This is a genomic window from Nonomuraea sp. KM90, from assembly GCF_052246675.1.
Taxonomy (GTDB): Bacteria; Actinomycetota; Actinomycetes; order Streptosporangiales; family Streptosporangiaceae; genus Nonomuraea.
The window spans coordinates 36,768-49,145 of record NZ_JBQQCB010000016.1 but is presented as its reverse complement, the minus strand read 5'-3'; the positions used below and the strand labels follow the sequence as shown (position 1 = coordinate 49,145).

The 12,378-nt window shown below is 71.7% G+C and carries 12 protein-coding genes; 10 read left to right on the top strand and 2 right to left on the bottom strand.

Annotated features, from left to right (window positions below; translation table 11 throughout):
• From ACTWPW_RS19490 to ACTWPW_RS19465, 6 genes are all read left to right on the top strand, one after another.
• The gene (locus tag ACTWPW_RS19490) at positions 1-1,038 is read left to right on the top strand and encodes a lytic polysaccharide monooxygenase auxiliary activity family 9 protein (protein ID WP_443169494.1); all 1,038 of its coding nucleotides are present in this window, start codon (positions 1-3) and stop codon (positions 1,036-1,038) included.
• A gap of 155 nt (positions 1,039-1,193) precedes the next feature.
• Positions 1,194-2,564: a Dyp-type peroxidase gene (locus ACTWPW_RS19485; RefSeq protein WP_443169493.1), complete on the top strand. Its 1,371-nt coding sequence runs from the start codon at positions 1,194-1,196 to the stop codon at positions 2,562-2,564.
• A gap of 153 nt (positions 2,565-2,717) precedes the next feature.
• Entirely contained in the window at positions 2,718-3,398 is a 681-nt protein-coding gene (locus ACTWPW_RS19480; RefSeq protein WP_443169492.1) for a GAP family protein, read from the top strand.
• Between the two features lie 42 nt (positions 3,399-3,440).
• Positions 3,441-5,342, top strand: coding sequence for a vWA domain-containing protein (locus tag ACTWPW_RS19475; RefSeq protein ID WP_443169491.1), 1,902 nt, complete (start codon positions 3,441-3,443; stop codon positions 5,340-5,342).
• A 44-nt stretch (positions 5,343-5,386) separates the two neighbouring features.
• Complete coding sequence (gene nhaA / locus ACTWPW_RS19470) at positions 5,387-7,183, top strand: Na+/H+ antiporter NhaA (RefSeq protein ID WP_375115160.1); 1,797 nt, start codon at positions 5,387-5,389, stop codon at positions 7,181-7,183.
• Between the two features lie 65 nt (positions 7,184-7,248).
• Positions 7,249-7,716 carry a hypothetical protein gene (locus ACTWPW_RS19465; RefSeq protein WP_443169490.1) on the top strand — a complete coding sequence of 156 codons (468 nt, stop codon included), beginning with the start codon at positions 7,249-7,251 and terminating at the stop codon, positions 7,714-7,716.
• On the opposite strand, the gene ACTWPW_RS19460 is transcribed toward ACTWPW_RS19465, so the two are convergent.
• On the bottom strand, positions 7,707-8,483 hold the full coding sequence (locus ACTWPW_RS19460; RefSeq protein ID WP_443169489.1) for an SDR family oxidoreductase: 777 nt from the start codon (positions 8,481-8,483) through the stop codon (positions 7,707-7,709). The two genes, ACTWPW_RS19465 and ACTWPW_RS19460, sit on opposite strands and share 10 nt — an antisense overlap.
• Positions 8,484-8,545: 62 nt before the next feature.
• Here ACTWPW_RS19460 and ACTWPW_RS19455 point away from each other — a divergent pair, with 62 nt between their 5' ends.
• On the top strand, positions 8,546-8,893 hold the full coding sequence (locus ACTWPW_RS19455; protein ID WP_443169488.1) for a hypothetical protein: 348 nt from the start codon (positions 8,546-8,548) through the stop codon (positions 8,891-8,893).
• On the opposite strand, the gene ACTWPW_RS19450 is transcribed toward ACTWPW_RS19455, so the two are convergent.
• Positions 8,880-9,332, bottom strand: coding sequence for a hypothetical protein (locus ACTWPW_RS19450; RefSeq protein WP_375115156.1), 453 nt, complete (start codon positions 9,330-9,332; stop codon positions 8,880-8,882). The two genes, ACTWPW_RS19455 and ACTWPW_RS19450, sit on opposite strands and share 14 nt — an antisense overlap.
• 45 nt (positions 9,333-9,377) lie before the next feature.
• On the opposite strand from ACTWPW_RS19450, the gene ACTWPW_RS19445 reads away from it, so the two are divergent.
• The 3 genes from ACTWPW_RS19445 (at position 9,378) to ACTWPW_RS19435 (ending at position 12,250) form a co-directional block, all read left to right on the top strand.
• Positions 9,378-10,352: a helix-turn-helix transcriptional regulator gene (locus ACTWPW_RS19445; RefSeq protein ID WP_443169487.1), complete on the top strand. Its 975-nt coding sequence runs from the start codon at positions 9,378-9,380 to the stop codon at positions 10,350-10,352.
• A 162-nt stretch (positions 10,353-10,514) separates the two neighbouring features.
• Positions 10,515-11,375 (top strand): hypothetical protein, encoded by an 861-nt coding sequence (locus ACTWPW_RS19440; protein ID WP_443169486.1) that lies wholly within the window; start codon positions 10,515-10,517, stop codon positions 11,373-11,375.
• A 113-nt stretch (positions 11,376-11,488) separates the two neighbouring features.
• Positions 11,489-12,250: an alpha/beta fold hydrolase gene (locus ACTWPW_RS19435; protein WP_443169485.1), complete on the top strand. Its 762-nt coding sequence runs from the start codon at positions 11,489-11,491 to the stop codon at positions 12,248-12,250.
• Positions 12,251-12,378 lie beyond the last annotated feature (128 nt).

Sequence of the window (12,378 nt, the reverse complement as noted above, 5' to 3'; positions counted from 1 at the left end):
ATGCAGATCAACCGCAAGGCGCTCGTCGCCACCACCCTGGCCACCCCCACGCTGCTCGTGCTGGCGCTCACCCCCGGCACGGCCTCCGCGCACGGCACCATGAGCAACCCGCCCAGCCGCACGATGGTCTGCTACAGCGAGGGCCCGGAGAGCCCGAAGTCGGCCGCGTGCAAGCAGGCGGTGGCGACCGGCGGCACCCAGCCCCTGTACGACTGGAACGAGGTCAACATCGCCGACGCGGCGGGCCGGCACCGCGAGATCATCCCGGACGGCAAGCTGTGCAGCGCGGGCCGCGACAAGTACCGCGGCTTCGACCAGGCGCGGGCCGACTGGCCGGCGACGACCATGACGAGCGGCGCCTCCCACACCTTCAAATACCGGGCGACCGCGCCGCACAAGGGCGCCTTCGAGCTGTACCTCACCAGGGACGGCTACGACCCGGCCAAGCCGCTGAAGTGGTCGGACCTGGAGGCCAGGCCGTTCCACACCGTGCAGAACCCGGCCGTGGCCGACGGCTACTACACGATGACGGCGAAGCTGCCGTCCCGCCAGGGCCGGCACCTGATCTACGCGATCTGGCAGCGCAGCGACAGTCCCGAGGCGTTCTACTCCTGCTCGGACGTGGTCTTCGGGCAGAGCAACCCCTCCCCCGCGCCGACGCCCACCGGCACGCCGACGGCGACCCCGAAGCCCACCCCCACCTCCACCCCCACCTCCACCGCCACCCCGAAGCCCACCCCGACCGCCACGACGCAGCCTCCGGGTGACGGCGGCGGCTCCCTGGCGGCCGTCAACGCGGGCGTCGGCGTGTCCCCGGCCACCGCCGTGCCGGGCGGCCAGGTGAAGGTGACCGCCGTCTGCGGCGGCTCGCAGGTGCGTGACGTCACCTCGAACGCCTTCTCCACGGCGCGCAACCGGCCCGGCGTCCCGACGGTCGCGTGGTCGCCGACGCTGAAGGCGGCCCGGGCCGGGACGCACGCCGTGACCGTACGCTGCAAGAACGGCGGCGTCGCCCGGACCGCGATCACCGTGCGCTGATCGGGAAATCCACCCGACCGCATTTTCGGAAACTTTCTCATACCATCGCGAGTCGTACAGGTGGGGCGCGTAGCAAGACGGGGGATTCATGGGAGATTTCCCGATGACGCGCCAGGGGGCCCGATTTCATCGGAAACGGGGAAAGGGACTCGACAATGCCTGTCGACCTGAACAACGAACGACCCCTGGCCTGGGACTCGGCCACGCTCGACGCGGACACCAAGGCGATGCTGGACAATCTGCAGCCGAACATCCTGCGCGCGCACGTCCGTGAACACCTTTCCGTACTGTTCGTCCGGTTCAACAATGTGGCCGAGGGCAAGGCATTCCTGCGCCGCATCGCGACCACGAAGATGAAGTCGGCACGCAAGCACCTGGAAGAAGTACGCGATTTCGCCGCCGGCCGCCGGCGCGGGACGCCGTACGTGGGCATCGGCATCAGCAAGGCCGGCTACCGCGACCTGGGCCACACGGTCGAGGACGTGCGCAAGTTCGGCGACCCGGTCTTCCGCGACGGCATGAAGCGCCGGGTCGGCCTGGTCGAGGACCCGCCGGTGGAGCAGTGGGAGCGCACCTACCAGCGGGAGATCCACGCCGTCATCCTGATCGGCGACGCGGAGCCCGGCCCGGTGGCCGCGCTGCGCGAGGAGATCCTCGCCGACCTGCCGGAGAGCGCCCGGCTGCTCGGCGAGGAGAGCGGCCGGGGCATGCGCAACCCGGCCGGCGAGGGCATCGAGCACTTCGGCTACGTGGACGGCCGCAGCCAGCCGCTGTTCCTGAAGGACGAGGTGGACAAGGAGCCGAAGAAGCACTGGGACCCGGCGTTCCCGCTGGGCAACGTCCTGGTGCCCGATCCGTTCGCACCGAACCCCGCCCGTCACCACGGCAGCTACCTGGTGTTCAGGAAGCTGGAGCAGAACGTACGGGCGTTCAAGGAGATCGAGCGGGACCTGGCCGACGGCCTGGGCCTGTCCGGGACCGACCGCGACCGGGCGGGCGCCATGCTCGTCGGCCGCTTCAAGGACGGCACCCCCTTGACGCTCAAGCCCAGGGCGACCGGCGGGCCGGTGGACAACGACTTCACCTTCGAGGCGGACGACGGCTCCAAGTGCCCGTTCAGCGGCCACGTCAGGAAGACCAACCCGCGCTCGTTCGGGCGCGAGGTGCTGATGGCCAGGCGCGGGCAGACGTACGGGGAGCGCACCGACGACCCGTGGGACGACTCCGCGCCCGAGGACCGGCCGAGCGGGGAGGTCGGGCTGCTGTTCATGGCGTTCAACGGCAGCCTGCTCGCCCAGTTCGAGTTCACGCAGCAGAGCTGGGCGGACAACCCCGACTTCGAGGTGCCGGCGACCGGTCACGACCCGGTCATCGGGCAGGGTGATCGCGACATCAAGGTGAGCTTCCCCAAGGTGTGGGGCAAGCCGGAGATGTCCGTCCCGCAGGCTCAGGTGGCCCAGACGGTCACGATGAAGGGCGGCGAGTACTTCTTCGCGCCGTCCCTGGCCTACCTGCGCAACCTGTAGGGCCCCGCTGGGGGCGCCGCGCCCCCAGCGGTTCACCCCGCCACGCGGCCTCTCCTGGCCACCGAGGAGCCCCCGAAATGAGCAGAAGGATGTACGCCTGATTCAGCCCGCCGGAGGAGGCAGGCGCCTGCCCGCAATCGGGATGATTCCCTCATGACGCTCGCACTGCTGCTCACCCTCGCGGCCCTGGCGGTGGTCGACAGCACCAGCTTCGGCACCCTCGGCATCCCCATCTACCTGCTGCTGTCCTCGGACCGGTCGAGGAGCTCCAGGTTGCTGATCTACCTGGCCACCGTGGCGGTCTTCTACTTCCTGGTGGGGGTGGCGCTCATGCTGGGGCTGGCCACGGCGATGGACGCCTTCGGCGACGTGCTGCGCAGCCGGCCCGCGTACATCGTGCAGCTGGTCCTCGGAGTGGGGCTGTTCGCGCTGAGCTTCCGGTTCGACCCGAAGCGGCGGGCGAAGCTGGGCAAGCCGGAGCGGACGTTCGAGCCGCGGGTGGGCGGGCCCCGGGTGATGGTGCTGCTGGGGCTGACCGCCGGGGTGCTGGAGGTGGCGACGATGCTGCCGTACCTGGCCGCGATCGGCATCATGACGACCTCCGGGCTGGCGACGGCGCAGTGGATGCCGGTGCTGGCGGCGTACGTGCTGATCATGATCCTGCCGCCGCTGGCGCTCATGGGGCTGCGCGCGGTGGCCGGGGGCCGGCTGGAGCCGAAGCTGGAGCGGCTGCGGGCCTGGATCAGCAAGCACTCGGCGTCGATGCTGAGCTGGGCACTGGCCATCGTCGGGTTCCTGCTGGCCCGGGACGCAGCCGTCTACCTCTTCTTTTAGGTTTTCAGGCGCTTGCAAGCGGGATGATCGATAATGCGGCGCATGCCCCGATTACTCGTGGTCATCCTGATGGTCCTGTCCCCCCTGGCCCTCCCCTCCGCGGCGATGGCCCGCGAACCCGCCGGTCAGCTCGTGGTGCTGCTGGACGTCTCCGGCTCGATGGAGGAGAGCGACGGCTCCGGCTCGACCCGGATCGCCGCCGCCCGCAAGGCACTCGACGGCATGGTGGCCGCGGCGCCGGAGGGCGCGCTGGTGGGGCTGCGCTCGTACGGCGGAGGTTGCCAGGACACCGAACTCCACATGCGCCCCTCCCCGCTGGACCGCGACCGCTTCAAGAGCGAGGTGGCCGGTCTGCGCCCCCAGGGCGACACGCCCATCGCGTACGCGCTGAAGCAGGCGGCCAAGGACTTCACCTCCGACGGCCAGAAGACGATCCTGCTCGTCTCCGACGGCAAGGAGACGTGCGGCGGCGACCCGGTCGCCACCGCGCGCAGGCTTGCCGGGCAGGGCATCGGCGTACGGGTGGACGTCGTCGGCTTCCGGGTCGGGAACGCCACGCGGAACCAGCTCGTCCGGATCTCCAAGGCCGGCGGCGGCAGCTACGCCGACGCCCAGAACGGCGACGAGCTGGCGGGGCGCATGCGCCGGCTGGCCCAGCGCGCGCTCCGGGGCCAGTCGCCGGTGGGCATCCCGGTCAACGGCACCGCCGACCGGGCCTCCGCCCCGGTGCTGAAGCCCGGTGCGTACCTGGACGAGATGCCGCCCGGCCCCGACGTCAAGCGGCACTACGCCTTCGACCTGCCCGCCGGCGCCACCGCCTACGTCGGGCTGCGCATCGGCGTCACCGCCCCGCCGGGCGCCAGGGCGCTCATCGGCGAGAGCCTGGCCATCTGGCCGCAGAGCGGCTCCGGCCCCTGCGGCACCCAGGACTTCCTGACCGACCTGCCCACCGGCGGCAGCGCGTTCGTGGTCGGGCAGGGACAGATCACCGAGGGCTCCGGGCCCTGCGAGGCGGCCGGCCGCTTCACGATCGAGGTGACCAACAAGGGCGACCAGGTCCGCGGCTCCACCGCGCCGCTGGAGCTGAATCTGGTCATCGAGCCGCCCGCCACCGACGTCGCCGCCCTCCCCGGGCCGGCCACGGGGGCGGAGACCGCCGAACCGCAGGTGGCGCAGGCCGAGCCGGTGCCCGTGACGGGCAGCGGCTCGTACGGCGACGGCCCCGTGCTCGCGGACGGCCGCTACACCGACACCGTGATCCCCGGCGAGGAGGCGTACTTCCGGGTGCCGCTCAACTACGGGCAGCGCCTGGCGTACCGGATCGAGGTGCCCGCCCTGCCGGAGGCCGACCGCGCCGCGCTGGACGGCGCCCGGCTCCAGCTGTCGAGCTCCATCCTGAGCCCGGAGAACCCCCGGGTGCTCGGCGGCGGCGACCAGGCCTGGCGGGTGACGCTCGGCGATCGGCCGCAGTCGTTCACCGGCACGTCGGTGCCCGTGAACTACCGCAACCGCGAGTCGGACCAGGACCACGTCAAGGACACCACGCTGCCCGGCTACTACAAGCTGTGGGTGCGGCTGTTCACCGACCGGGGGAACTCGTACGTCGAGGTGCCCGTGACGCTGACCGTGGACGTGCAGGGCGAGCCGGCGGGCGTGCCCACGTACGCCGACGCCATGGGCCACGGGCCGCCCGACCGCCAGCAGGGCCTGTCCCTCACGCCCGAGGCGCGGATCGTGACCCCGAGCCCTTCCGCCACCGCATCGCCCCCGCCCTCCTCCGGCCCGCCCTCCTCCGCGCCCGCCACCACGGCGGTCGCGACCGGCTCCCCCGGCTCCTCCGGAGTCCTCCCGCTGCTCCTCGCGCTGGCCACGGCCGCGCTCGCCGTGGTCACGGCCTTCGCGATCTGGATGGTCCGGCGCGGGCGCGGGCCCTCCGGCGGCTGACGGAAGGGCGCCCTTAGGATCAGATCTCCGGGGGGAGATCTGTCATGTTGCGGGCGTTCCTGAGGACCGAGGCGGGCAGCACGAGCGTGCTGCTCGTCGCCACCGTGCTGGCCCTGCTGTGGGCGAACTCGCCCTGGGCCCACACCTACGAGGCGTTCTGGCACACGCCGATGGGGATCTCCTTCGGGGACGCAATGTTCACGCTGGACCTGCGGCACTGGGTCAACGACGGCCTGATGACCGTCTTCTTCTTCCTCATCGGGCTCGAGGTCTCCTACGAGGTGCGGCTCGGGCAGTTGCGTGACCGGCGGCTGATCGCGGTGCCGGCCGTGGCGGCGCTCGGCGGGATGCTCGTGCCGGCCGGCCTCTACCTGCTGCTCAACTTCGGTGGGCCGGGAGTCGGCGGCTGGGGCGTGCCGATCGCCACCGACACCGCGTTCGTGCTGGGCGTGCTCGCCGTGGTGGGGGCCCGGTGTCCCGATCCGCTGCGGGCGTTCCTGCTGACGCTGGCCATCGTGGACGACGTCCTGGCCATCATGATCATCGCGCTGTTCTACACCGCCAGCCTGTCCGTGCCCGCGCTGCTCATCGCGGCGCTGCTGCTGGCGGCCATCATGACGCTGCGGTGGCTGAAGATCTGGCGGGCGCCGGCGTACATCGTGCTGGGGTTCGGGCTCTGGGTGGCCACGCTGGAGAGCGGGATCCACCCCACGCTGGTCGGCATCGCGCTCGGGATCCTCGTCTTCGTGTACGCCCCCACCGACCAGAAACTGCTGCTCGCCGGGGAGGCCGTGCAGGAGTTCACCAGCGAGCCCAGCGCGCTGGCCGCCAGGGAGGCCACGCGGCGGGTCCAGCGGGCCGTCTCCGTGAACGAGCGGCTGCAACTGCGGCTGCACCCGTGGAGCAGCTACGTGATCGTGCCCGTCTTCGCGCTGGCCAACGCCGGGGTGAGCCTCGACCTCGAGACCCTGCGCGCGGCCGCCACCTCCCCCGTCGCCATCGGCGTGGCGCTGGGGCTGCTGCTGGGCAAGTTCGTGGGGATCTCGCTGGGCACCTGGCTGCCGCTGCGGTTCGGGTGGGGGATCCTGCCGGGGAACCTGGTGTGGGGGCAGTTGCTGGGCGGGGCCGCGGTGTCGGGGATCGGGTTCACGGTGGCGCTGTTCATCGTGGACCTGGCCTTCGACGACCAGGCCCTGCACGACCAGGCGAAGATCGGGATCCTGGCCGGGTCGCTGCTGTCCGCCGTGCTGGGGTGGGTGATCTTCCGGATGGCGTGGGACCGGGGCGGGGTGTGCGCGCCGCCCGAGGCCGAGCCCGCCGAGGAGCTCCCCACGATCCTGGCCGTGCCGGTGGGGCCGGACGACCACGTACGCGGTCCCGCGGACGCCCGGGTGACGATCGTCGAGTACGGCGACTTCGAGTGCCCCTACTGCGGGCGGCTGCACCCGATCCTGGAGGAGATCCTCAGGCGGAACCCCGACGTGCGGCTGGTGTTCCGGCACTTCCCGCTGCGGACCCTGCACCCCCGGGCGGCCTCGGCCGCCGTCGTGTCGGAGGCCGCCGCCGACCGGGGCCGGTTCTGGGAGATGCACGACATCCTCTACGACAACCAGCGTTTCCTCACCGACGCCGACCTGGAGCACTACGCCGCCGAGCTGGACGTCGACCCGTGGTCGGCGGTGCCTCGGCACGTCTCCAGGATCGCGGTCGACGAGGTGTCCGGCCGCGACAGCGGCGTGCGCGGCACGCCCACCCTCTTCCTGAACGCCGTGCGCTACGAGGGCGGTCATGACCTCGACTCGATCACCCGTGCGGTGGAAGAAGCCCGGCAGTCCGCGTAGCGTCGTCGGGTCGCCCCCTACCCGCGGGAGTTTCCTTGTTGTCCAATATTTCCAACATCATCAATATGCTGACCTTGGTCGTGATGGCCGTCGTGCTGCTGGGAGGCGCCGCCCTGATGGCGGCCCGCAGGCAGGAGCACGGCCGCGGCTCCGTGCTGGGCATCGTGGGCTGCGTCGTGCTGCTGCTGGGACTGGGGATCAGCGCCCTCTACATCTTCTGGGTGCCCGAACTGGTGGAGACGGCCGGCCCCGACGGCTACGGCCCGATCCTCGCGATACTCAGCCTGGTCTCCTTCGTCTTCCAGGTGGCCGGCACCGGGCTGCTGATCTTCGCCGTGATCGCCCGCCGGACCCCGCGGCCGCAGCCCCAGCAGCCCTACCCGGGACAACCGCAGGCGCCCTGGCAGCAGCAGGGATCCTGGCCGCAGGAGCAGCAGGGGTCCTGGTCACAGGAGCAGCAGCAACCGCCGTACCAGCAGCCTCCCGGCTGGCAGACGCCGCCGCAGCCGCCCTTCGGCGAAGGTCAGCGCTGACCGCCGCCCAGATACCGCCCCCAGGTGATCTCCCCCGCGGGCCGTGCCTTCGTGGTGAGATGCCCGGCCCGGAACGCCCGGCCCAGCCCGCCGGGAATGCGTACGTTCAGGACCGGCCTGCGCAGCCCGCGCGCCCGCAGCCAGCTCCGCGCCGCCTCGGCCATCGTCAGCGCCTCGGGACCGCCGTACTCCTCGATCTCGCCCCCCGGCCCCCGCTCCAGCAGCGACACCAGGTGCCCGGCGAGGTCCCGCACGTCCACCGGCTGCATCGGGATTCCGGGATCGGCGACCACGAGGCCGAGCCTGGCCATCCCCCGGAACGCCTGCTCGACGAACTCGTGGAACTGCGTGGCCCGCACGATCGTCCAGGGCACGCTCCCGTCCCGGACGAGACGCTCGGCCCGCACCTTGGTCCGGAAATATCCCCACGGCACCCGGTCCACGCCCACGATCGAGAGGTAGATCAGGTGCCGCACCCCGGCCTCGCGGGCCGCCGCGAGCAGCACCGACGTCCCGCCGAGCTCGACCCGGAGCGTGTAGCGGCCCTTGTACGGGGCCGAGGCCAGGTGCACGATCGCGTCCACCCCGGACACGGCCTCCGCCACACCCCGGCCGGTGGTCAGGTCCGCCACCACCCAGCGCACGCCCCCGGCCGTGGCCCGCGCCCCGCGGCTGGCCGACCGGACCTCGTACCCCGCCTCGACCAGCGCTTCCAGCACCGCGCGGCCGAGCCGCCCGCTGCCGCCTGTCACGAGTACAGATCTCATGCCACCTGGACGGGGCAGCAGGCGGAAGTGTGACAATGTTGGCTTAACAGACACTCCGCAGCGTGCCTGAGGGAATCATGACTCCAGAGCAGCCGGACCGGCGGGAACCCGATCCCAACCAGACGATCAGGCACCGCTACCCCCACCCCACCCCGCCGCCCCCGCAGCCACCCGACCAGGGACCGCCGGAGGCGCCGTACACGCAGCGGCTCCCCTACACGCCGGACATGCTGCCCGACGTGCCCCTCTACGAGGCCAAGCCGCCGCGGTCGGCCTGGTGGTGGGTGATCGTGGCCAGCGGGCTCGTGCTGCTGATCGCGGCCGTGGCCGTGGCCGCGGTCCTCTGGGTACGCGGCAACGCCGAGACCGGCCCGCGGGCGGCCCCGGCGGGGACCGTCAGGCTCGCGTGAAGTCCATCGTCCAGTTCGTCTCCCACGTGCGCCCGTCGTCCTCCGAGAACGCCTGCTCCCAGCGGGCGGCGCCGTCGCCGATGACCGTCCAGACGAACCGGCAGCGCACCGGCCTGCCCTCGTAAGTCTCCTGGCCATAGAACTCGCCCCGGTCACCCTCGAACGCGCCCACCATGGGCGAGGTGTCGAGCACGCCGCTGGCGCTGCTGGCCCAGTAGATGGACCACTGCCGGGTCTGCGGGTTGTACACGCGGACGGTCAGACCGCTGAAGCCCTTCGTCGGGCACTCGATCTCGTCGAAGCTGGCCGCGCCGCCGAAGTGCCGGGTGGCGACCGAGTAACCGGGGAACTCGTCCCATTCGTCGCTGCCGGACAGGGGCTTCACGAGCCGGCGGTTGGTGACGTTCCAGTGGCCGGCGAGAAAGTCGAAGTCGTTCATGTGGGACAACGTACGCCCGGGTCACTGACAGGTAGTGTCAGTGATATGCGCGCCTCTCGCCTGGTCTCCATCCTCCTGCTGCTGCAGACGCGTGGCCGGATGACCGCGCAGGAGCTGGCCGGGCGGCTGGAGGTGTCCGTACGCACCATCTACCGCGACGTCGAGTCCCTCCACTCCGCCGGCATCCCGCTCTACGGCGACGCCGGTCCCAAGGGTGGCTACCAGCTCCTCGACGGCTACCGCACCCGCCTCACCGGGCTCACCACGGACGAGGCCGAGTCCCTGTTCCTGGCGGGCCTGCCGGGGCCGGCCGCCGAGCTGGGGCTGGGCGCGGTGGTGACGGCCGCGCAGCTCAAGCTCATGGCCGCGCTGCCGGTCGAGCTGCGCGACCGTGCCGGGCGCATCCAGGAGCGCTTCCACCTCGACGCGCCCACCTGGTACCGCGACCGGGAGCCGGCGACCTACCTGCCCGCCGTGGCCGACGCGGTCTGGAACGAGCGGCGCATCCAGGTCAGATACCGGCGGTGGAAGGCGCCGCAGGAGGTGGAGCGGCGGCTGGAGCCGTACGGGCTGGTGGTCAAGGCCGGGCGGTGGTATCTGGTGGCGCGGTCGGATGACGTACGCACCTACCGCGTCTCGCAGATCCTCGACCTGCACCCGCTGCCCGAGGGGTTCACCCGGCCGGAGGGTTTCGACCTGGCGGCCTACTGGCAGGGCTACCTGGCCGAGTTCGAGGCCAGGCTGCGGTGGGGCGAGGCCGTGGTGCGGCTGTCGCCGCGCGGGCTGCAGCGCCTGGCCGACCTCATGACCCCCGGGGTGGTGGCGGCGGCCAGGGAGAGCGCCCAGCCGCCGGACGACGACGGGTGGACGCGGGTCACGGTGCCGATCGAGTCGATCGAGCACGCGGTGGGCGAGTTCCTCAGGCTGGGCACGGACGCCGAGGTGCTCTCCCCGGGCGAGCTGCGCCATCGGCTGGCCGCGACGACGTCCGAGCTGGCCCGGCGCTACCGCACCTCCTGAGCCGACGTACGGGTTGGCCCCGCGCCACCGCGCCTCCTGAGCCGACGTACGAGCCGGCTCCGCGCCACCGCGCCACCGCACCTCCTGAGCCGGCGGCGTTCCCTGCCGTGTTTGTGGGGATAGTTCGGGTAGAGGACACCCCTGCCCCAGAGAGCGCGCGCCATGGACCTCCACGAGCGCCTGCTGGTCCAGGTCAGCGCCAGGGACGTCTACGACGCGGCGGCGCTGGCCGGGCACCCCGGCTCCGGCCTGGTCTTCACCGGCCAGGCCGCGCACGACGCGGTCCGCATGGTGCGCCGGCACGGCTACGACGGCCCCCTGCTGGCCGACCGCCGCCGTTACGCCGGGTCGGCCCGGGTGCGGGGCACGGCACGGCTCTCGCCCGACTGGATCGCGGACCAGGTGGAGGCGGGAGCGACGGCCCCGCTCACCGATTCCGGATATGTCGGTGAAGGGGACCACGAAGCCCTGCACACCATCCTCGAACAGGCCATCCAGTGGGAGAACACGATCGCGGTGCTGCCCGTGCACGCGCGGTGGGTCATCGAGGACCGGCGGACGCTGCTGCGCACGGTCAACGACTACGGGGCGCCGGTGGCGCTGGTGGTCGAGGACGGGCCGCCGTACCGGCCGGTGCCGCTGCCCCTGCTCTCGGCCGGGGTCGAGGCGCTGGCGGCACTCGCGTACGGGGCGGGCTGGGCCGCGGTCGGGGTGCGCGAGGTGCTGCGGCACCTGTATCCGGAGCCGCACGAGATGCGCGGCGGCTGGCGGCGGGGCGGGGCGCGCAGCGCGTTCGTGCCGGAGTCGCTGGAGTTCGTGCCGGTCGAGCGGCTCGGGGAGGGCACGTGCGGCTGCTCCACCTGCCACGGCCGCCCGCTGCGCCACCTGGCTGGGGCCGAGGAGCTGGTGGTGAACACGCACAACGCCAAGGTCCTGCACCGCCTGCACAACCGCCTGCTGCGCTCCACCCATCGGGAACAGTGGTGGCGGGAGCTGACGGACGCCGCCGCACCCGCCCGATGACTGTGCGGAAGATCACCCTCAGCAGTTGGGCCCTTCTCTGAGGCGGACGGGCTGTCCATGGACCGTTGTTGTTCAGCCGTGGGTTGTCGGCGCTGCCTCCTACGATTCGCCTCATGCGTGAGTTCTTCATGGTGGGTGGGCGGAAGCTGTCGTATCTGGACTTCGGTGGTCCGGGAAGGCCGCTTCTGGCCCTGCACGGGCACTACAACGAGGCGTCAGCGTTCGCGTCGCTTGCAGAAGCGCTGGCGCCGCGGTGGCGGGTGATCGCGCTCGATCAGCGCGGTCACGGAGAATCCGACCGTGCCACCAGTTACGAGCGGGACGACTACATAGCCGATGTCGTCGCCTTCCACCGGCATCTTGGAGTCGGTCCGGTGCCGGTGCTGGGTCACTCACTGGGCGGGGTGAACGCCTACCAGTTCGCCGCCCGGCACCCCGACAAGGTCAGCAGGTTGCTCGTGGAGGACATCGGCGCGGTCGTCGACTGCGACTGGTCGTTCACCACGCGCCTTCCCCTTCCCGCGCCGTCTCGAGAGGATCTGGTCGCGGCTCTGGGCGCGACGGCGCCTTATCTGGAGTGCTCGTTCCGGCAGAAGAGGTCGGGCTGGGGGTTCTCCTTCGGCATCGATGACACCGTGACGTCTCAGAAGGCGCTCAACGGCGATCACTGGGACGACTGGACAGCGGTGTCCTGCCCCACCCTGCTGGTCCACGGAACACGGAGCGACGAGTTGTCGGCCGGTCACGCCCGGACCATGGTCGCCCGCGGTCGGCGGGCCCGCCTGGTCGAGCTGGCGGCCGGTCACGTCGTGCATCACGATGCTCCAGAGCAGTTCGCCGCCGCGGTCACCGACTTTCTGTCGGAGCCCTGCTGAGCTATCGGGCTCAGGCTGCCAGGTCGGCGTCGTCGCGGCTGTGTGTGGCGGCGATTGCGAGTGTTCGACGGCTCGGTCCTGGATCTGGCAGGCGTCCGTGTGGGCGGCAAGGAGTCAGTGCGTACAGA